This is a genomic window from Lysinibacillus sp. FSL P4-0201 (genome assembly GCF_038593425.1).
In the GTDB taxonomy this organism is placed as follows: Bacteria; Bacillota; Bacilli; order Bacillales_A; family Planococcaceae; genus Lysinibacillus; species Lysinibacillus capsici.
Genome location: NZ_CP151995.1, coordinates 3,951,589 through 3,973,151, shown reverse-complemented (window position 1 = coordinate 3,973,151; position 21,563 = coordinate 3,951,589). Strand labels below are relative to the sequence as shown.

Sequence of the window (21,563 nt, the reverse complement as noted above, 5' to 3'; positions counted from 1 at the left end):
AAAAAGTAAACATCTTTAGGCATTAATTGCAGAGAAGGAAGTTTACCTGTGGAAGGGAAAAGAATGCCCGCGAACATAGGGAAATTAACCGTGCTAACAGTCAGATCCCCCATAAAGAAATGCTATAATGATAATAGTGAGGTGTTTGCTATGCATATGATTACGAAAATTGCACGTCAAAAAAACAATCCTGAACGCTATAATATCTATTTAAATGAAGAGTATGCTTTTCCGGTTGATGAAGCCATTCTCATTCAATTTGGTTTAACAAAGGGAAAAGTGCTCGATGAATTCGAAATTCAAGAGATTGCCTATGAAGATGAGATACGTAAGGCATTTAATAAGGGGTTAAACTTCCTTTCATATCAAATGCGAAGTGAGCATGAGGTTAAGAAAAAACTGCTCAACTTAGAATTTGGAGAAGCTGTAGTGTTAGAAGCAATCCAAAAGTTAAAATCCTATGGCTTTATTAATGATGAAAACTTTTCAAAGGCTCTGCTTGATACAAAGAAAGCTACTATGAAAAAAGGACCAAGAGCCATTAGACAAGACATGATCAAAAAAGGCATTGAGAAAAACTTGCAGGATGAGGTGCTTGCTACATATAGTTTTGAGGAACAAGTAAAACTGGCGAAGCAACTGGCAGAGAAAATTGTTCGAGCGGAGAGCAAGAAGACCCCAACTCAAATTAAGACCAAAATTCAGGATTACTTATTAAGAAAAGGGTATGCTTTCTCGATTGTTGAAGAGGTGCTTAGCCAAGTTGAGATAGGGCAGGATGATGACAACTGGCAGCAGCTACTTGATGCTCAAGGCGAAAAAGTTTGGAAAAAGTATTTATCGAAGTATACTGGTTATGAGCTAAAAATGAAGGTTAAACAGGCGCTCTATCAAAAGGGTTTTCCTATAGAAGTAATAGATCGTTTTATAGAAGAGAAGGAGAATGAAGAATGAGTGAAAAAAATTATGCAGCTATGTCTGAACATGAATTGCGAGAGGAAATTGCTTTTCTAAAAGAGAAAGCTCGAAAGGCAGAACAGCTAGGAATCATCAATGAGTTTGCTGTTTATGAACGCAAAGCTTTAATGGCTGCGGCTTATTTAGTGGATCTTGATACAATCGTTCCAGGAGAAATGTATCGTATTGATGGTTCAGATAATGAGTTTTTCCAAGTAGATTATTTGAAGGGACGCTTTGCCTGGGGTCATCGTTTAGGCGGAGACAAGTACCAAGAGGCACTACCAGTATCTATCCTTTCACCAGTAAGGGTGGGCAAATAAATGGATGAAAAAATTGAGAAACTAACACAAGAGTTACTTGCAAAGAATCCTCAGATGTCTGTTGGACGGGCACAGGTTTGGGTGGAGTTGTTATGGAGTGACTTTGAATCAACTGCCGCGAAAGCAGGGTATGATTATCGTGGGGCAGAGTATACAGAAAATCTTGTTCGTCAATTAATTGCTAGCTATGGTGATAAACTACATGCTTTTGCAGGGCGCAATCCGAAGTATATACATTTACTAGATGCTAGTGATGATATGGTTCAATAATAAAAACCCTGACCAATATTGGTCAGGGTTTACTGCTTAATTACTCGCACCAATTTGTAGTTTTTTCTGGAGCTTATCTTCTGTAAAGATCCAGCCTGTGTAAGACGTAATAATGTCATTCGCATCATTTAAATGTGCTACGGCAACGAAAGGATAGCGATTGTCACTACGGTAACGCAAATCGATTAACCTTACTTCTATTAAGCCGTTTTCAAGCTCGGAAATCTCCCATCGATACATAGGAGAGAAAGACACAAATGCAGCTAAGTTAGGATCTTTCATTGCAGCATCTACAAGCGCAGTTTTAGGCAAAGGCTTAATTTCGAATTTATCGTAAATATTAACAGTCCTTCCATAAGCACGGCCAACATAATAATGAGTTTTGGACTTTGCTGCGATTCGCCAGTGGAAGAAGCGCATAGTAGGTGCTACAATGACATATTCTTCATCTTGAATAGTATGATGCACCGCGTTTTTTACTGCTTTTTGCACAGCAAAACGCAAAATATAGTAAATCACGATAACCACGTACATGATACTGAATGTCCATACTGGATTTGTGCCAAATGCCCATAACACAATACCTACACAATGTAAGGTAAAAATGATGGGATCGAAGGTATTAATGACACCTAACGCAACCCATTTTCGAGAGAAAGGTCGAATTGCTTGTGTACCATACGCGTTAAAAATATCGACAAAAACATGAAGTGCAACAGCTAAAAATGTCCAAAGCCATAAATGTAACACATTCACATCTTGCAAAATCAGTGATAAAACAATTGTAATTAAAATTGGCCATAAAACTACAGCTGGTAGTGAGTGTGTAATTCCTCGATGATGTCTGATATAGATGGCGTTATTACGTAGTTTTAACACAGTGTCGACATCTGGAGCTTGTGAGCCAATAATTGTACCTGCCATTACTGCTGTAAAAGTCATTGAATGATTGGCTACTACAGGGTCAGCTAATGCAAGACCGCCAAGGGCAATACCCATAACGAAATGTGTACCTGAATCCAAAAATATCCACTCCTAGTATGCATTAAAATCGAGTACAATGTGCATACAACTTTATTTCGAACATAATAAAAGGTATATTGAAATATTCTGACACTCGTGCGTAAGCGACGATTATTGTCGATCTTCCACGAATATTCTTTTCTTCATTGTATACCCTTTTCATCATAAATTAAATCGTAAAAACAACGGAGGTCACTGTGAATTACCCATATGTAACAGAATTTCGACAATCATTAGTTGACTGGTTTAACACAGAGAAGCGTGATTTACCGTGGAGACACACAACAGATCCTTATAAAATTTGGGTATCTGAAGTGATGCTACAACAGACACGTGTCGACACAGTTATTCCTTATTACAATCGCTTTATGGAAAGTTTTCCAACATTAGATTTGCTTGCGGAAGCACCCCAAGAATACTTATTAAAGCATTGGGAAGGTCTTGGCTATTATTCTCGTGCTCGCAATTTACAAGCAGGTGCTCGTGAGGTTATAGAAAATTACGGTGGTATAGTACCTGACAATCGCCATGAAATATCTAAATTAAAAGGTGTTGGTCCCTATACTGCAGGTGCTATTTTAAGTATTGCCTATAATAAGCCTGAACATGCAGTTGACGGTAATGTTATGCGGGTTCTAAGTAGAGTGCTTGATATACATGAAGATATAGCTATTCCCAAAACGAAGAAAATTTTCGAAAGTGCGGTTGAGGAACTAATTGATCCTGATCATGCTTCATCGTTTAACCAGGGCTTAATGGAGCTGGGTGCACTTATTTGTACACCTACCTCTCCAAAATGTTTATTATGCCCAGTCAGAGAGTATTGCACAGCTTTTAATGAGGGAGAACCAGAAAAATTACCTGTCAAATCAAAAAAGATAAAAATGAAGCATCTCACATATGATGTTCTCGTATATGAAAATGACAAAGGACAATTTTTAATGCAACAACGTCCTGAGCAAGGCCTGCTAGCTAATCTATGGCAATTTCCAATGATTGATACAAGCCAATCTTCGGTAGAAAACTTTACAATGGAATATAAAGTAATTGTCCAAGCCAAACATGAATTACTTACATTTAAACATGTTTTTTCACATTTAACTTGGCATTTAAATAGCTATTATATAAAATGCGAATCGACTGAGCTAGGTGATTGGCTAAATCGTGAGCAAATAGAACTCTTACCGATGCCTGTGCCTATGCTAAAAATTTGGGATGAAGTAAAAAAGCAAACAGCAGGAAAATAAATCCTTCTTAAAATCATTGATTCATGAGCATAAAAGTCATCACCTCCGTACACAATAACTAGCGTGGAGGTGAATGAATGATGAAAAAACAAAACAACCAAAATTTCCAACCGAATAAAAACATGCAACGTCAAAGTGAAGAGTTTGGTTATGAAACGGACGTAAATGAAGTGCAAAAGCAAAATGCGAAAGCAGAGCAAAAGAAAGCTCCAGCTTCTGGCCGTTTCTCAAAAACTAACCAAGATCTAGGTGAGTAACACTTTGTAACTGCATAATTGCATTTACCTCTAAGGGGCTGTCTTAAATCCGAAAAGATGAAAAAGACAGCCCCTTTCAAATTGTTTAGGTAAGTAAATCGTTCGCTTAAAAGGAAATTCTCTATGGCATTAACTAAAAAATCCCATCAAAGCTGACATTATAATAAAATTCGCTTATAATTGACTAAATTTTATACAAATTCAAAATAGCGTAGTGAAATTTGTGGTTTTCTAACTACACCTTTCGCGTACACATTGCTATAATATACTAGAGACTGCTAGATTTAGGTAGCATAGACGAAAAGGTGGGCTAACAAAATGGCATTACCGGTAGAAGGAGAAACGATACAAATACATAGTTATAAGCACAATGGCCGTATCCACCGTGTTTGGCAAGAAACGATGGTTTTAAAAGGAACGAAAAATATCGTAATCGGTGCGAATGAACGGACACTTGTGACAGAATCCGATGGTCGTACATGGCTAACGAGAGAGCCCTCTATTTGCTACTTCCATGCGGAACACTGGTTTAACATCATCTGTATGCTACGTGAAGACGGTGTGTATTATTATTGCAATCTAAGCTCACCATTTGTTTTCGATAATAATGCCATTAAATATATCGACTATGATTTAGATATTAAAGTTTTTCCTGACATGTCTTATACCCTTTTAGACGAGGATGAATATGAGCTCCATCGTAAGGAAATGTCTTATCCTGATGTCATAGATAAGATTTTAAAGCGCAATGTCGATAAATTAATAAGCTGGATTCAACAAAAAAGAGGACCATTTGCACCCGATTTCATCGATGTCTGGACAAATCGTTACAAGTTCCAGCTTGATATGCAGTCAGATGATCAATCATGACACCTATTAGTTTAACTAATAGGTGTTTTTTTATTGGAGGGAACAGAGTGTTGTTAAGGTAAAGGTAAAATAGTTCGCTATAAAGTCATCATAACTGTATTTTAATCAAAATATTGCTATAATACTTAGGGCATTCATCTTCGAATGTCTGTTTCTTTTTGTAAGGATGTGATGATAAATTGGGAAGCATTAAGCGATATATGCGCTTTGTTAAACCATATACATGGGAAATTATTTTAACGATTATCATTGGTATAGTAAAATTTGCTATTCCACTATTTATTCCACTGCTCATTAAGATTGTGCTAGACGATATTATTGCAGCAGATGACTTAACAGATGTAGAAAAAACAAAAGAACTATTTTATTGGCTAGGTGGAACTATTATTGTGTTCTTTATTATCCGTCCACCTATTGAGTATTATCGACAATATTTTGCACAACACGTAAGCAACAAGGTACTATTTGATATTCGTAAGGAAATTTATGCACATTTACAGCGTTTAAGCTTAAGGTATTATGCCAATACACGGGCAGGGGATGTTATTTCAAGGGTAATTAATGACGTTGAACAAACAAAAACCTTTGTCATGACGGGGTTAATGAATGTTTGGTTAGATTTGGCGACGATTGTAATTGCGATTGCCATTATGCTAACCATGGATGTGAAGCTAACACTAGTAGCGTTGGTCGCATTTCCATTTTATGCTTTCAGTGTGAAATACTTCTTTGGCAAATTGAGAGATTTGACACGGAAACGTTCCCAAGCACTTGCAGGTGTACAAAGCTATTTACATGAACGTGTAGCTGGTATGAGCATTATTAAAAGCTTTACTTTAGAAAAGCATGAGCAAAAATTGTTCGATTCAGCAAACGGTGAGTTTTTAGAAAAAGCGCTTGATCAAACAAAGTGGAACGCAAAATCATTTGCTGTCGTGAATACCATTACAGATGTAGCGCCATTACTAGTTATAGCCTATGCGGGCTATCAAGTAATAAATGGGTCACTTTCAGTTGGAACAATGGTTGCTTTTATTGCTTATATTGAACGTTTATATGGCCCACTTCGTCGACTTGTTAGCTCGTCCACAACTTTAACACAGTCAATCGCTTCAATGGATCGAATGTTCGATTTAATAGATGAACCTTATGAAGTGAAGGATAAGGACTATGCTGGTGAACTCCCACGTGCAAATGGGCAGGTTCGCTTTCACAATGTATCCTTCCAATATGAAGAAACTGGCTCACCTATTATAGATGCTATCGATTTAACGATAAATCCTGGGGAGACTGTTGCCTTTGTAGGGATGAGTGGTGGTGGTAAGTCAACGATTATCAGTTTAATTCCTCGCTTTTATGATACAACAAGCGGGCAAGTGACCATTGATGGAAAAGATGTACGGGATGTCACTTTACATTCCTTACGATCTCAAATTGGTATTGTCCTGCAAGATAATATACTTTTTAGTGATTCTGTCAAAGAGAATATCTTAATGGGGAGACCAGATGCAACAGATGCACAAGTCATCGAAGCAGCGAAAGCGGCTAATGCCCATGACTTTATTATGAGTCTACCTAATGGTTATGACACAAAGGTTGGAGAAAGAGGAGTAAAGCTCTCTGGCGGACAAAAACAACGAGTTGCCATTGCGCGTGTATTTTTAAAAAATCCCCCAATTCTAATCCTGGACGAGGCTACTTCTGCATTAGATCTAGAAAGTGAAGCACTGATTCAAGAATCATTAGACAAGCTTGCTCATGAACGAACAACTATTATTATTGCGCACCGTCTTTCTACAATTACCCATGCTGACAAGATTTTCGTCATCGATCATGGTCAATTAATCGAAAGTGGAACACATGAACAGTTAATGGACAGTCAAGGAACATATTATAATTTATTCCAAGTACAGCACTTAGATTAAAATTTTCCGAAAATTACACGGTTTAAGAAATTTTTTCAAAAAAAGTCTTTCATTTATTCGAAAATGGAAGGCTATTTTTTTTTGAAAAATGTAAAAAACTATCTCTTTATAAGATTTTATTATTATGGAAGGCGATTATTGTAGAAATTCTATGTAATTTGCAGAATATTAATGATTGAAAGAGCAATGATTTTTAGTTAGAATTATCTGAAAATAAGGAATTTAACGAAAGTTATAGTATTCTATTAATATTATTATACATTTAAGTAAAATATAGGTAGAGTGAGGCGTTACACATGAGGAAAAAACTACTAGAAATAAAAGGTTTGAAAACAACCTTTTTCACAGATAATGGGCAAATTCCTGCTGTAGACGATATCGATTTTTCTGTCCATGAAGGGGAAATTTTAGGGATTGTAGGAGAATCGGGAAGTGGTAAAAGTGTTACGTCGCTGTCCATCATGGGATTAATTCCATCACCACCAGGTAAAATAACGGGTGGAGAAATTTTGCTAGATGGCAAAAATATTGCTAAATGTACGGATAAACAAATGCAAAAAATACGTGGAAAAGACATTGCAATGATTTTCCAAGAGCCAATGACTTCGCTAAACCCTTTGTTCACGATTGGTGACCAGTTAAAGGAGGCTATATTAATCCATAATCCAAAATGGTCGAAAAAGGAAGCGTTTGCAAGAGCAGTTGAAATCATGAAATTAGTGGGTCTACCACGTGCTGAGGAATTGCTAAAGGACTACCCACATCAGCTGTCTGGCGGTATGCGTCAACGTGTGATGATTGCTATGGCACTTGTCTGTGACCCTCAAGTATTGATTGCGGATGAGCCTACAACTGCATTGGATGTTACAATACAAGCCCAAATTTTACAGCTTATGAAAGACTTAAATAAACGATTGAATACAGCTGTGTTGTTAATTACACATGATCTGGGGGTTGTCGCGGAAACCTGTGAGCGAGTGATTGTTATGTATGCAGGACAAATAGTGGAAGAGGCGCCGATTCATGAAATTTTCACTAATCCTAAACATCCCTATACACAAGGGCTTATTCAATCAGTACCTGACATGCGTTATAAAAAGGAAAATTTATACTCCATTCCTGGAAGTGTACCGAAACCAGGGAGTATTCAGGTAGGCTGTCGTTTTGCAGCACGCTGTCAATATGCAATGGAACGTTGTTTACAGGAAACACCACCTTTATTTGAAGCAGCAGAGAATCATAAATCGAGATGTTTTTTACTAGAAAAGCAGGAGGTGGAGCAACGTGTCGAAAGCGTTATTAAAGGTTGAGGGGTTAAAAAAATATTTTCCGATTCGAAAAGGAGTCCTTAATTCACATGCCGGGGATGTAAAGGCTGTAGATGATGTTTCCTTTGAAGTATTTGAAGGAGAAACATTAGGAATTGTTGGCGAATCAGGCTGTGGTAAATCCACAACGGGTCGCTTATTAATGCGTTTACTAGAGCCCACTGGAGGCAAGATAGAATTCGCAGGCGAAATGATTTCAGAATTATCCAATAATGAAATGAGGAAGGCACGTAGAGATATTCAAATGATTTTTCAGGATCCCTATGCCTCACTAAATCCTCGCCATAACATCGGCAAAATTTTAGAGGAGCCTCTTATTGTTCATGGGATAGGTAATGCCAAAGAGCGAAAACAAAAAGTGTTGGAGCTACTTGAGATTGTTGGATTGAATGAATATCATATCAAGCGCTATCCGCATCAATTTAGTGGAGGACAAAGGCAACGTATTGGCATTGCTAGAGCCCTGATGACCAATCCACGCTTAATTATTGCGGACGAGCCAGTATCTGCACTTGATGTATCCATCCAGGCACAGGTTTTGAATTTATTGCAAAAGCTGCAAAAGGATTTAAGGCTAACTTATATTTTTATTTCCCATGATTTAGGGGTTGTGCGTCATATTAGTAATCGAGTTGGCGTTATGTATTTAGGTAAATTAGTTGAGCTGACAGCGAGTGAGGATTTATATGCTGAACCGCTTCATCCATATACACAAGCACTTTTATCTTCGGTTCCTGTTCCAGATCCTACGTTTGAACGGGAACAGATCATCATTTCTGGAGATATTCCAAGTGCATCAAACCCGCCAAGCGGTTGTACTTTCCATACGAGATGTCCGTTTAAAAAGGATCAGTGCTCACAGGTAGTACCTAAAATGCAAGAAGTGAAACCAGGTCATTATGTTGCTTGCCATCTTTACGAGGCACTCCAACATTAAATGATATAAAAACTCATAGGGGGAAATTCGATGAAGAAAAAGAAGTTTTGGACTTTAGGTGTAATGCTACTCCTTATTCTCTCGACAATCTTAGCAGCTTGTGGCGGCTCAGATACTAAGGATACGGGTAGTAAAGATACTTCAACTGGTGGCGATACAGCTAGCAGTGGAGAACCAAAAATTTTAGTGTATGGTCGTGGTGGAGATTCTGTAGCACTTGACCCTGCTGTTGTTACAGACGGTGAATCCTTCACGGTGACAGCTAATATTTATGAAACACTTGTAAACTTTGGAGAGCGAGATGTAACAATTCAACCAGGCTTAGCTAAATCATGGGAGGCATCAGAGGATGGTTTAACGTATACTTTCCAGCTACAAGAAGGTGTGAAATTCCATGATGGCACAGATTTCAATGCTGAGGCTGTTGTTAAAAATATTGAACGTTGGAAAACAGGTGCAGATAAACACCCTTACTTTAGTTCGCAATTTGTCGTTGGTGACAAGCAAGTAATTGAATCAGTAACTGCAGAGGGAGACTACACAGTTGTCTTTAAGTTAAGCCAACCTCAAGCACCATTCCTGAAAAATTTAGCAATGTCTCCATTTGCGATTGCTTCTCCAACAGCATTTGAAGCAGATGAAGAAGGTTTATCTGCAAATCCTGTAGGAACAGGTCCATTCAAATTTGTTAGCTGGGTACGTAATGATGCAATCACAATTGAGAAAAACCCAGATTACTATATTGATGGCTATCCTAAATTAGATAAAGTAATTTATCGTTCTATTCCAGAAAACTCAGCACGTTTAAATGATTTATTAGCAGGCAATATTGATGTAGCTGATGGCTTAAGCCCATCTGATAAAGCAACAATCGAAGGCGATGCAAATTTACAGTTAATCGAACGTCCATCTATGAACGTTGGTTACCTTGGTTTAACTGTTACACGTCCTCCTTTTGATAATGTAAAAGTGCGTCAAGCAGTCAACTATGCAATTGATAAACAAGCATTAGTAGATGCATTTTATGAAGGGCTAGCTGAGCCAGCGAAAAACCCAATGCCACCAGTAATTTCTGGTTATAACGATGAAGTGACAGGCTATACGTATGATCCTGAAAAAGCGAAAGCATTACTTGCTGAAGCAGGCTACGATGGCAAGGAAATTGAGCTATGGGCAATGCCAGTACCACGTCCATACATGCCAGACGGACAAAAAGTGGCTGAAGCGATTCAAAAGAACTTAGAAGACGTGGGTATTAAATCTAAAATTGTGTCATTTGAATGGGCTACGTATTTAGAAAAAGCTCAAAACGGTGAAGCGGATGCATTCCTACTTGGCTGGACAGGCGATAATGGGGATGCGGATAACTTCCTATACACGTTATTAGACGGCGATAATATTGGTTCTAATAACTATACGTTCTATGATAATCCAGAATTACACAAGATATTAACAGCTGCTCAAACTGAGATTGATGAAGACAAGCGTAATGAACTTTATAAGCAAGCTCAAGTAATTATTTCTGAGGATGCTCCATGGGTTCCACTTGCTCACTCTATTCCAATTTTAGCTGCTAACAAGAAAGTTACAAATTACATTGCGCATCCTACTGGTTCTGACCGTTTAGATGCAGTAGATATTCAATAGTAAATTTCATCATTTTTAATTGAACAAAGGAATGTGAAGAATCTGCTTGCTTTTCTGCGGGTAAGCCGTGGAAATCTCGCAGATTCTTTTCAAGTAAAGATAATGATTATTTCCTGTATGAAAGAATTCAACTAAACATTCAAAACCGTTTAGTGAAGGCTCAACCTTTCAACAGTATATAAAGACTTCACAGTAGATTATGAAAATCATAGAGAGGTGATGAAAATGCTTCACTATATGGGGAGACGTTTACTTCAACTAATCCCAGTTTTGCTTGGAATGACTTTTATCGTCTTTATGTTGATACGGGCAATTCCTGGAAATCCAGCACAGGTTATTTTAGGACAACAGGCAACAAAAGAGGCGGTCGAGGCGTTAAACGCAAGTTTAGGATTAGATAAGCCGTGGTATACACAATATTTTAGTTACTTAGCAGGTATTTTTCAGGGAGATTTAGGGGTTTCCCTACGTACGAAACTACCTGTATCAGAAGAAATTTTCCCATACTTAGCAGCAACAGCCGAACTTGCACTATTTGCGATGATCATTGCGATTGTTATTGGTGTGAATGCGGGCATTATTTCTGCGTGGTTCCAAAATTCTTGGTTTGATTATACAGCAATGATTATAGCGTTAATCGGTGTATCTGTACCCGTGTTCTGGCTTGGATTGATGGAGCAATGGACATTTAGTAGTAAGCTTGGATGGCTGCCTACATCTGGTCGAGAAGATGTGCGAAATCCAATTACCGCCATAACCCATTTCTATTTATTGGATACGCTCATTCAAGGCCGCTTTGATCAATTCATCGAAGTCATAAAGCGATTAATATTACCAGGAGTAGCACTTGCAACGATTCCGATGGCTATCATTGCCAGAATCACAAGGTCCTCCATGCTGGAAGTTATGCGTTCAGATTATGTAAGGACTGCAAGAGCAAAAGGACAAAAAATGTTTATTGTTGTTTATAAGCATGCATTAAAGAATGCAGTTATTCCTGTGTTAACGGTAATTGGTCTACAAACTGGATTACTGCTAGGTGGTGCCATTTTAACAGAGACGATTTTTAGTTGGCCAGGAATTGGTCGTTATATTTATGATGCGATTGGCTTCAGGGATTATCCCGTTATTCAATCAGGTATTCTCGTCGTTGCATTTATTTTCATCATGATTAACTTAATCGTGGATTTACTGTACACAGTAGTCGACCCACGGATTAAATACAAATAGAAGGGAGTTGCAATGATGACTGGAGCAATCGATATAAAAAAAGAAGTATCACCGGTTCGAGAGAAGGCAGTAGGTCCATGGCTCGAAGGGTGGCGTAGTTTTAAAAAGAGTAAAGTATCCCTTGTTGGAGCAGGAATTGTTATATTTTTTATTATACTAGCTGTCATTGGTCCGTTCATTGCACCACAGGGCATCAATGAACAAGATTTAACGAAGCGTTTACTGGCACCATCCGCTGATCATTGGTTTGGAACGGATGATTTTGGACGGGATATTTTTTCGAGGATCATTCACGGTGCAAGGATTTCGCTATGGGTAGGCTTTTTCTCTGTTATTTTGTCCGTGATAATTGGTAGTTTACTTGGCATCATTGCAGGTTATTATGGAAAATGGATCGATACGATAATTTCACGTATTTTTGATATTATGCTAGCTTTCCCTAGTATGCTACTAGCGATTGCAGTAGTATCAGTGCTTGGTCCATCTTTACAAAATGCATTAATCGCCATTGCTATTATTAACGTACCGAATTTTGGGCGCTTAATCCGTTCTAAGGTTTTAAGTGTCAAGGAAGAGGAATATATAGTAGCGGCAAAAGCAATTGGTATGCGTGATGCACGAATTCTATTTTCCCATATTTTGCCGAATTCCATAACCCCAATAATTGTACAGGGAACACTAGCAATTGCGACAGCCATTATTGAAGCGGCAGCATTAGGTTTCCTTGGGCTAGGGGCTCAAGCTCCAGCACCAGAATGGGGAAAAATGTTAGCGGATGCACGGAAGTTTTTATTAAATGCTCCGTGGACGATGATTTTCCCTGGTTTAGCTATTATGTTAACAGTTTTAGGCTTTAATCTAATGGGTGATGGACTACGAGATGCGCTGGATCCAAAAATGAAAAGCTAGTAAATAAGACAATAGCCTTCTACAAGTTAGAAGGTTTTTTTAGCTGCTTGGACCATTGGATATAAAAGGAACATTTTTACTACAAAAACGTTCTATAGTATAGAAAAAGACGTGAGGGGCTTTCAAAAATAAGAGAAAACACCTTTTCGGAGCCATTAATTGAATTTTTTGTCACGTTATTTTAGACTTAATTTAAGTAGAAATCTTTTAGCTTAGTAGATTATTGCTTACCATAAAATCTTTCGACTGAAATACATATTTTAGGAGGGTGTTAGAATTGGGGATTAATTTACAAAAAGGACAAAGAGTTGATTTAACAAAGGGTAACGCAGGATTAAATAAAATTAAAGTTGGTTTAGGGTGGGACCCTGTAGGCCAAGAGAAAAGTGGCGGCTTTTTAGGTGGTTTATTTTCTAGCAGAAATAGTGGCAGTGGCAGAAGTATCGACTGTGATGCTTCGGTATTAATGTTACAAGATGATAAGGTTGTAGCGGGTGACGATGTTGTTTATTTCGGAAAATTAACAAGTAGCTGCGGTTCTGTTCGACATTCAGGTGATAATTTAACAGGTGATGGTGATGGTGATGATGAGGTAATTACAATTGAACTATCGTCTGTACCTTCGCAATATAACAAGCTTGTGTTTGTTGTAAACATTTATGATGCGGCAGGTCGCAATCAACACTTTGGTATGATTCATAATGCATATATTCGTGTGTATGATGACAGGACAGGAAGCGAACTAATTCGCTATAATTTAACTGATAATTATTCGAATTTAACGACGTTAGTATGTGGAGAAATTTACCGTCATAATAACGAATGGAAATTTGCTGCGGTTGGTACGGGAACAAATGACATAAAGCTTGGCGACGTTGTTCGAAGATATCAATAAATAATTGACTAAATAGGAGGAATAAAAATTATGGGCATTTCACTACAAAAAGGTCAAAAGGTAGATTTAACTAAAACAAATCCAGGATTAACGAATGTGGTTGTAGGTTTAGGCTGGGATACAAATAAATATGATGGTGGTCATGATTTTGACTTAGACTCCTCTGTGTTTTTACTTGCTGATACAGGTAAAGTTGCAGATCAAAATGATTTTATTTTTTATAACAACACTACAGGTGGCAATGGTTCAGTTGAGCATTCAGGCGATAATTTAACAGGTGTAGGCGAAGGTGACGATGAAGTGGTGAAAGTGGCATTAACTCAAGTACCTGCTCATGTTCAGCGACTAGCCTTCACAGTAACCATTCATGATGCAGAGTCTCGCAGTCAAAACTTCGGTATGGTGTCTAATGCCTATATTCGTATTATGAATGCTGCTTCCAACGAAGAAATTATTCGCTATGATTTAGGCGAGGACTTCAGTATTGAAACAGCTATTGTTGTAGGGGAATTATATCGTCATAACGGAGAATGGAAATTTAATGCGATTGGTGCAGGCTATCAAGGTGGCTTAGCTGCTTTATGTAATGATTATGGCTTAAGTGTAAACTAAAATTTCATCTTTGGACAGAAAGGGAGATTTTTGAATGGCTATACAATTAAGTAAAGGGCAACGTATTGATTTAACAAAGCAAGATCCAGGCTTAAATAGCATTGGCATTGGTTTAGGCTGGGATGTAAAGCAATTTGATGGTGGACAAGACTTTGACCTGGATGCATCTGTATTTTTACTAGATGCTTCAGGTAAATGTCGTAATGAACAGGACTTTATTTTCTATAATAATCTAGCCAGCCCAGACCAGTCTGTTGTCCATACGGGAGATAATCGTACAGGTGCAGGGGATGGGGATGATGAAAAAATTCTTGTCAACTTAAAGCAAGTATCACCTCAAATTGAAAAAATTGTAGTGACGGTTACTATTTACGATGCCGAGGGACGTCATCAAAACTTCGGGCAAGTCTTAAATGCCTATGTACGATTGACGAACGAAGAGTCGGGATCAGAGGTATTGCGTTACGATTTAGGTGAAGATTTCAGTATTGAAACGGCTGTAGTATTTTGTGAGCTGTACCGACATAATGGTGAGTGGAAATTTGCTGCAGTAGGTTCAGGTTACCAGGGTGGACTAGCTGCTTTAATCAATGCATATGGCCTACAGTAACTATGAGACGTAGGTGCATGGTGGAGGATCTGATGTGGATGTATTAAATGAGATATTAAATACATATGCACAGTTTTTAAACTAGCAGATGTAACAGGGGCTTATCGTAATACACTGAAAATGTGTGTTAGTATATTGGGGCTACCATCCTTCGCATGAAATTTTCGTTATTATTTTAATAGCTGCATTCTTATTGACATTTGTTATTTACAAGTTGAAGAAGAAAACAGCAGTGTAAACAAGGCACTGTATTAGTCTGTATGGAACAGGCTGATACAGTGCTTTTTTCACAAAAGGCATAGTTACTGGGGAGAGGATTAGATGCAACATTTTGCAACAGAAGCAGAGATGATTTTTTATAAGAAGCCACAGCCGTTTACAAAATGGGAAACGGCGGATATTTTGTCATATGCCCTAGGTGCGACTTTGTATATGCCAGCTTCCATGCCTACGATTGTGAGCTTGATCCGATCACAAAAATATAAGGAACTCACATCACTTGTCATTGATTTGGAGGATGCAGTTGGAGATGCAGAGTTAGTAGATTGTGAAGCTAAGCTGATAGAGGATATTAGTGAATTATATGCACTCTATCAGCAAAAACAGCTATTACTTCAGGAGCTCCCTTTACTTTTTGTTCGAGTACGTCATGTTGAGCAATTTCAAAGGCTAACAACTGTTTTAGGGAAAAAGCAAGAAATATTAACTGGCTATGTCTTTCCAAAGTTTACAGCAGAACAGGGTGCCCGTTATTTCGAGTTGCTTGAACAAACCATTTTAGAAAATGATTTAATTTTATATGGTATGCCAATTTTAGAAAGTCGTGAGGTACTATATAAGGAATCTCGCATGGAAGCGTTATTAGACATTAAAGCGGTTCTACATCAATACAAAGCCCGTGTATTAAATGTACGAATTGGTGCTACCGATTTTTGTGGTATTTACGGAATTCGCAGGCGTATGGATTCTACCATTTATGATATTAGTGTCATACGAGATTGTATTGCAGATATTGTCAATATCTTAGGTCGTGAGGAAGATGGTTTTATTATTTCTGGGCCTGTGTGGGAGTATTTTAATAATCAGCGTGTATTAAAGCCCGCGCTTAGAGTGACACCATTTAGTGAGAAAGGCGCGCTTGATACAAGGAAAGCGTTATTAGACGATTGTTTAGATGGATTAATGAAAGAAGTTTTAATGGATAAACAAAATGGCATAGTGGGAAAAACAATTATTCATCCGAGCCATATCCGTGTTGTGCATGCCCTGTATGCTATTTCGTATGAGGAATACTTAGATGCGCTAAGTATTATAGAAAATAATGATGGACAAAAAGGTGTTATGAAAAGTCACTATGCTAATAAAATGAATGAAATTAAGCCACATATGAGATGGGCACAACGGATTTTAAAACAGGCTCATGTCTATGGTGTTTATCATGAATCTGTCGATTTTGCCTCACTTTTATTACAGTCTGAAATAGGTGGTAGTGTATATGCAACAACAAATGAGTAAATTAAGCATTTTACCGAATTATTCAATTGATATTGAAATTACCTACAATCCCCATAATTTTGCGCTAACCGATTTGTTTAGAATGGCGGCTCGGATTAATAAGAAGAGACAATTTTTGTTTGTAAGCACGGTACTAGGCAAACATTTGGCTGTCCGTCCGCAAATCCCTTTACTGACAGGAACTCTTTTAGCAATGATGTATCAGCAGCATCTTACGGGACAAAAGGTAATGGCTTCGTCTGTCGTTAAAGCTTTAAAAGACGGAGCTAATTTGGATGAAGTACAAAAATCCATAGAAGGAACCCTAGAATTAACGGATGAAACATTGTTTATTGGCTTTGCTGAGACAGCAACAGCACTTGGACACGCAGTATTTAATGCCTTTCACTCGAATGCTATGTATATCCACACAACACGTGAAGTGTTGCCCGATTTTGAGCCATTTGTTACGTTTGAAGAAGAACATTCACATGCGACAAGCCATAGAATTTATACAGAGGAACCAGAATTTTTACTGCAAGCTAAGCGCATTGTGTTAATTGATGATGAGATTACTACTGGAAATACGGTCATTAATATTATTGAGACTTTAATACAGAAATTTCCTTTAGTGAGACAATATGCGGTACTATCTATTTTAGATTGGCGTTCCCAACAGCAGCAAACAATCTTTAAGCAATTAGAAGTACAATGGGGTATCTCTATAGAATTCATCTCCATTATGTGTGGGAATTTTAGCTGTTCAGGCATTCCAAGCTTAACCAGTACACAACCAAACTTACTAACACAGGTTGCACGAGATATGGACATTTGTCCGATTCAAGTATCTGTTGATCGCAAATTCTATCGTTCTGTTGCGGAGAATGGATTAATAAATAAGTACCCCTATTTACTAGCAACAGGGAGATTTATGCTCACGTCAAAACAGCATGTTGACCAAAAGCAAACGATACAAGCTATTGCTATGCAATTACAAGAGCTAAGAACAAATGGACCAGCGCTTGTTATTGGCACGGGTGAGTTCATGTATGTTCCTATGCAAATTGCCTCTTATTTAGGAAATGATGTTTATTTTCAGTCAACTACTCGTAGTCCAATCTATTGTACGGATGATTTAGGATATACGATTAACGATAAAATAGCCTTTGAAAGTCCAGAAAATAACGGGGTCACTAATTTTTTATACAATCTTCAAAGCCAGTCTTACACGGAACTTTTTTTCATAGTGGAACGTATAGCAAGTAAAGAGGTAGTTGCTCGTGTGGTAAAGGCATTACAAGAAGCCACTAACGCCAAAGTATATGTAATTAGTATGCATGAATTGGAGGTAGAACGATGATATCGACTTTGCGGCCAGATAAAATGGGGAGTTATGCACCAGAGGACGTTATTTTTTTATTGCGTGATATTGGAAGTGCATTCCTTGAAATGGATAATGAGAAACGTGAACAACTCATTCAATCGGGTATACATTATTCGGAAATGCTGCCAGTGGAGAAGCAACCATCGGATACCTACATGAATCTTTTTTATAAAGCGCTAGATGTTCATGCAGAAAGAATAGCAATCGCAGTTGGAGTAGTGGCAGAGCAAATCGTTGAAAATAGAGGATTAGAAAATTTAATTCTTGTGAGTTTAGCTCGTGCAGGTACACCCATTGGTATTTTAATCAAACGGTATATAGCCATGCATTATCATGTGAATGTTCCACATTACTCCATTTCTATACTGCGAGGTCGTGGGTTTGATGAAGCGGCAATTCGTTATATTTTGACACAGCATCCTCTAGGAAGTCTGCAATTTATTGATGGTTGGACAGGAAAAGGGGCAATTACCAATGAATTAATTCAATCCTGCCAAAAGTTTAATTTACGATATCAAGAACAGTTAAGTGCCGATTTAGCTGTTTTGGCTGATCCTGGCCATTGTGCAGCTATTTATGGAACTCGTGAGGATTTTTTAATACCATCTGCTTGTTTAAATTCCACTGTATCTGGATTAGTAAGTAGAACGGTATTAAATTTGCAGTTTATGGATGCAAACGATTTTCATGGTGCAAAATACTACAAAGAATTAGAGGCAATAGATGTCTCCAATCTGTACATAGAGCGTATCGTCACATGTTTTGAACAAGTACAGAGTAAAATTGTGCAACAAATTCAAGAGCAAGAAATCTCTCCAATTACATGGGAGGGTATGAAGTCCGTGCAAATAATTCAACGAGATTTTGGTATTGATAATATTCATTTCATTAAGCCAGGTGTTGGGGAAACGACAAGAGTTTTGCTGAGAAGGATACCTTGGAAGATTTTAATTAATCCACAGTACATGCATGAATTGAAACATATTTTATTATTAGCGCAGGAAAAAAATGTATTGATTGAAGAGTATTCGAATATGTCCTATGCATGTTGTGGTTTGATCAAAGAATTATAGAGGAGAATATGATGATATTATTTACATCTGATTTAGATAGAACCCTTATTTATTCTAAACGCATGATGGAGATGTTTCCGCCAGCTACAGAGACAATCGTCGTTGAACACAAGGACGAAACAGCAATGAGTATGATGACACAGGCAACAGCACCCCTATTGCAACAGGTACACCAACATACTTTATTTGTACCTGTTACGACAAGAGCTTTACATCAATATCAAAGAATCCATTTTATTCATGATTTATGCCCTGCTTTTGCAATTACAAGCAATGGGGGTACAATAGTAGAAATGGGTCAGCCATATGAAAAATGGACACAAACATTATCTAGACGTATTGAAGATTCCTCGATCCCTCGTATGGATATGCTAAAGCTATTTCAGACGATTAAATCTGATACATGGCTACAACGATCTCTGTATATAGATGATCTTTTTTATGTACATCATGTAGATATTGATATTTTACCATACGATGAATTACAAGCGATGATTCAAGAGTTTGATATGCATGGTTGGCATGTTCTGCTACAAGGAAAAAAATTGTATTTTATGCCCAAGGTGCTGACGAAGGAAGCGGCTATAGAATATATAAAAGAGTTCTGTACATACGATGTGCATATAGCAGCAGGTGATTCTATTATGGATTATGGCATGCTTGCAATGGCTGATTTAGGTTTTACACCAAATCATGGAGACTTAAAGGATAAACAGCCAAAGTTTTTACAAAATACAACTTACTCGCCTCACAATGGTGAAGCATTTACAAAGAATTTATTGGAAACAGTTTTACAGATGGCATCACAACAAACGATCGTATAGATGTTCAAATATTTTTGTTGTCATTAGGTGAGACGTCCTATGACAAATGAATGCTTTAGCATAGGCTGAGGATGATTTTTAGGAGGTGCGTTTGTATGCAAACAATCACAATTAAATCAGTGTTGGAGCGTCATCCTGATGATTGGCTACAGGCGTTTCAAGATACACCAAAGGATCGTGCATTTTATGAAACAACAGAGCAGCAAGTGAGCTTTAGTAGAATTGCTGTTCGTGTATTGGGCGTACCAATCGAAGAAGATGATTATTTCAATTCATTATTTACATTGTCACAGAACACTAACATCCATATTTTAAGTGAAGAATTAAATAAACATATTGAACCAAAAGACTTTCAGGCAATACAAACAATCCTTTCGCAGCATCAACAAACTCCACAAGGTCTATCTATTAATCGTTTAGTGGCAATGATGTATGGTTATCAATTAATTCCTAAGCATGATGACAGTGTAATGAATCGCCATTTACAGTTAGCAACCATTAAAGTAGTAGAGCTCTTTCAAAAACAGCAATCATTAGGTTTACTAGCAAATGACTTTCGCCGTTTTCTAATTGATATGGTGAAATGGCTAAAAAACCATTGGATTCTATGGACAAAATCCATGAAACCAACAGACGATTTTCCTAAAGTAGTTTGGTATGGGGAAGCAACTCTAAGTCAGCGCTATTTCTTATTGTTATTAATGGAGCTCGGTTGTGATGTGTTAATTTTTCATCCAGCTAAAATAGATGAATTTGCTGAGATTGATCCTAATGATACTTTCTCTATCACATATGCGTATACCAATCAAACAACTTTACAGCCATTTCCTGATAAGTTGCGTGATCGGCAGGCAACGGTTGGATATCGATCTAGTCAGCATTTTGAGCAATTAATGCATGATCAGCAATCAGGTGTCTATAAGCCTTGGCAGTTTAAAGATTTTATGCCACGCTCCTTAACATTACGGATGACATATGATGATATTTTTATTTATGCAAAAGAGAAAGCTTTGGTTCGACCACAGTTTGAAGTAATTGGGGATGAGATTGTCATTCCAGTCATATTTGCCAAAATTAGTGGGGTTTCGAGCAGACGGGAAGAATACTGGTATTATATGCATCAGTTATTAGCAAATCCGCAAACTGTTTTTGTCCAAAAATTCCCCTATGCACCAACGAGTAGAGCCAATTTTCACTTTCACTATAAGCATTGCCTAGTAAATGGAGAACTATCAGTAGAGCGTATTATGCAAAGTGATTGGTGGCAATACGGTGAGTTAACATTGGAGCTACAGCGTGCGATTGCACACACGATAAAAACTTCCTGTGAGCAGCCCATGTTGAAACAGCAGCCAAATGAGACCTTATATGATTTACAGTTATTTTTATTTAAACAAATGTCGATGATTCCACAGGAGATCCTAAGATTACTACAAAGCTTTGACTATTCCCAAGAGGTACCGAAGCTGGTATTATACCAAGCACCTCAACAACCAGCTTTATCACGTGAAGATATAGCGTTATTGGCCTTTTTAAATCGATTTGGTGTGGATATTGTTTTTTATAATCCGACAGGACAACTAGATTTAGAAAAGCATTTGCAAGAGGATAGTTATGATGTACACCGTTTAGAGCATATGCTGTTTGACTTGCACTATGAAGAACCAAAGCCACAGAAAACTGCACCCGACAAAATCATAAAAAAACTCTTTAATCGTTTTTTCTGATGATAGGAAGGAGGCGGCACG

At 37.7% G+C, this 21,563-nt stretch carries 21 protein-coding genes; 20 read left to right on the top strand and 1 reads right to left on the bottom strand.

Going from position 1 to position 21,563, the window contains the following annotated elements; all coding sequences use genetic code 11:
• Nucleotides 1-150: 150 nt before the first annotated feature.
• From recX to MKY76_RS20075, 3 genes are read left to right on the top strand one after another with little or no spacing between them, the layout of a single operon-like run.
• The gene (gene recX, locus MKY76_RS20085; protein WP_342557074.1) at nucleotides 151-954 is read left to right on the top strand and encodes a recombination regulator RecX; all 804 of its coding nucleotides are present in this window, start codon (nucleotides 151-153) and stop codon (nucleotides 952-954) included.
• Nucleotides 951-1,280 (top strand): YfhH family protein, encoded by a 330-nt coding sequence (locus MKY76_RS20080; RefSeq protein WP_342557073.1) that lies wholly within the window; start codon nucleotides 951-953, stop codon nucleotides 1,278-1,280. The genes recX and MKY76_RS20080 overlap by 4 nt, the downstream gene beginning before the upstream one ends.
• Nucleotides 1,281-1,550 (top strand): YfhJ family protein, encoded by a 270-nt coding sequence (locus tag MKY76_RS20075; RefSeq protein ID WP_048394780.1) that lies wholly within the window; start codon nucleotides 1,281-1,283, stop codon nucleotides 1,548-1,550.
• Between the two features lie 36 nt (nucleotides 1,551-1,586).
• On the opposite strand, the gene MKY76_RS20070 is transcribed toward MKY76_RS20075, so the two are convergent.
• Complete coding sequence (locus tag MKY76_RS20070; protein WP_066037902.1) at nucleotides 1,587-2,573, bottom strand: metal-dependent hydrolase; 987 nt, start codon at nucleotides 2,571-2,573, stop codon at nucleotides 1,587-1,589.
• A gap of 197 nt (nucleotides 2,574-2,770) precedes the next feature.
• Here MKY76_RS20070 and mutY point away from each other — a divergent pair, with 197 nt between their 5' ends.
• The 17 genes from mutY (at nucleotide 2,771) to MKY76_RS19985 (ending at nucleotide 21,542) form a co-directional block, all read left to right on the top strand.
• Entirely contained in the window at nucleotides 2,771-3,820 is a 1,050-nt protein-coding gene (gene mutY, locus MKY76_RS20065) for an A/G-specific adenine glycosylase (protein WP_048394777.1), read from the top strand.
• Between the two features lie 77 nt (nucleotides 3,821-3,897).
• Nucleotides 3,898-4,077 (top strand): gamma-type small acid-soluble spore protein, encoded by a 180-nt coding sequence (locus MKY76_RS20060; protein WP_004230485.1) that lies wholly within the window; start codon nucleotides 3,898-3,900, stop codon nucleotides 4,075-4,077.
• A gap of 318 nt (nucleotides 4,078-4,395) precedes the next feature.
• Nucleotides 4,396-4,947 carry a DUF402 domain-containing protein gene (locus MKY76_RS20055; RefSeq protein WP_004230486.1) on the top strand — a complete coding sequence of 184 codons (552 nt, stop codon included), beginning with the start codon at nucleotides 4,396-4,398 and terminating at the stop codon, nucleotides 4,945-4,947.
• Between the two features lie 179 nt (nucleotides 4,948-5,126).
• On the top strand, nucleotides 5,127-6,872 hold the full coding sequence (locus MKY76_RS20050) for an ABC transporter ATP-binding protein (protein WP_066037903.1): 1,746 nt from the start codon (nucleotides 5,127-5,129) through the stop codon (nucleotides 6,870-6,872).
• Nucleotides 6,873-7,168: 296 nt separating this feature from the next.
• On the top strand, nucleotides 7,169-8,182 hold the full coding sequence (locus MKY76_RS20045; protein ID WP_115674528.1) for an ABC transporter ATP-binding protein: 1,014 nt from the start codon (nucleotides 7,169-7,171) through the stop codon (nucleotides 8,180-8,182).
• Nucleotides 8,157-9,137, top strand: coding sequence for a dipeptide ABC transporter ATP-binding protein (locus tag MKY76_RS20040; RefSeq protein WP_342557072.1), 981 nt, complete (start codon nucleotides 8,157-8,159; stop codon nucleotides 9,135-9,137). The genes MKY76_RS20045 and MKY76_RS20040 overlap by 26 nt, the downstream gene beginning before the upstream one ends.
• A gap of 30 nt (nucleotides 9,138-9,167) precedes the next feature.
• Nucleotides 9,168-10,784 (top strand): ABC transporter substrate-binding protein, encoded by a 1,617-nt coding sequence (locus MKY76_RS20035; protein WP_313870523.1) that lies wholly within the window; start codon nucleotides 9,168-9,170, stop codon nucleotides 10,782-10,784.
• A 225-nt stretch (nucleotides 10,785-11,009) separates the two neighbouring features.
• Complete coding sequence (locus tag MKY76_RS20030; RefSeq protein ID WP_048394767.1) at nucleotides 11,010-12,014, top strand: ABC transporter permease; 1,005 nt, start codon at nucleotides 11,010-11,012, stop codon at nucleotides 12,012-12,014.
• Between the two features lie 12 nt (nucleotides 12,015-12,026).
• Nucleotides 12,027-12,923 carry a nickel transporter permease gene (nikC, locus tag MKY76_RS20025; RefSeq protein ID WP_054549024.1) on the top strand — a complete coding sequence of 299 codons (897 nt, stop codon included), beginning with the start codon at nucleotides 12,027-12,029 and terminating at the stop codon, nucleotides 12,921-12,923.
• Nucleotides 12,924-13,200: 277 nt separating this feature from the next.
• Nucleotides 13,201-13,818 (top strand): TerD family protein, encoded by a 618-nt coding sequence (locus tag MKY76_RS20020; RefSeq protein ID WP_048394762.1) that lies wholly within the window; start codon nucleotides 13,201-13,203, stop codon nucleotides 13,816-13,818.
• Nucleotides 13,819-13,848: 30 nt separating this feature from the next.
• The gene (locus MKY76_RS20015; protein ID WP_048394760.1) at nucleotides 13,849-14,430 is read left to right on the top strand and encodes a TerD family protein; all 582 of its coding nucleotides are present in this window, start codon (nucleotides 13,849-13,851) and stop codon (nucleotides 14,428-14,430) included.
• A gap of 34 nt (nucleotides 14,431-14,464) precedes the next feature.
• Complete coding sequence (locus MKY76_RS20010) at nucleotides 14,465-15,040, top strand: TerD family protein (RefSeq protein WP_016994007.1); 576 nt, start codon at nucleotides 14,465-14,467, stop codon at nucleotides 15,038-15,040.
• A gap of 321 nt (nucleotides 15,041-15,361) precedes the next feature.
• Nucleotides 15,362-16,555, top strand: a complete 1,194-nt coding sequence (locus MKY76_RS20005; RefSeq protein WP_103118831.1) for an HpcH/HpaI aldolase/citrate lyase family protein — start codon at nucleotides 15,362-15,364, stop codon at nucleotides 16,553-16,555.
• Nucleotides 16,536-17,894: a phosphoribosyltransferase family protein gene (locus MKY76_RS20000; RefSeq protein ID WP_342557071.1), complete on the top strand. Its 1,359-nt coding sequence runs from the start codon at nucleotides 16,536-16,538 to the stop codon at nucleotides 17,892-17,894. The genes MKY76_RS20005 and MKY76_RS20000 overlap by 20 nt, the downstream gene beginning before the upstream one ends.
• Nucleotides 17,891-18,991 carry a cysteine protease StiP family protein gene (locus tag MKY76_RS19995; protein WP_269897857.1) on the top strand — a complete coding sequence of 367 codons (1,101 nt, stop codon included), beginning with the start codon at nucleotides 17,891-17,893 and terminating at the stop codon, nucleotides 18,989-18,991. Before MKY76_RS20000 ends, MKY76_RS19995 begins: the two co-directional genes overlap by 4 nt.
• 8 nt (nucleotides 18,992-18,999) lie before the next feature.
• Nucleotides 19,000-19,815, top strand: a complete 816-nt coding sequence (locus tag MKY76_RS19990; RefSeq protein ID WP_342557070.1) for a hypothetical protein — start codon at nucleotides 19,000-19,002, stop codon at nucleotides 19,813-19,815.
• A 95-nt stretch (nucleotides 19,816-19,910) separates the two neighbouring features.
• Nucleotides 19,911-21,542: a YceG family protein gene (locus MKY76_RS19985; protein WP_313870518.1), complete on the top strand. Its 1,632-nt coding sequence runs from the start codon at nucleotides 19,911-19,913 to the stop codon at nucleotides 21,540-21,542.
• The last annotated feature ends 21 nt before the right edge of the window (nucleotides 21,543-21,563 follow it).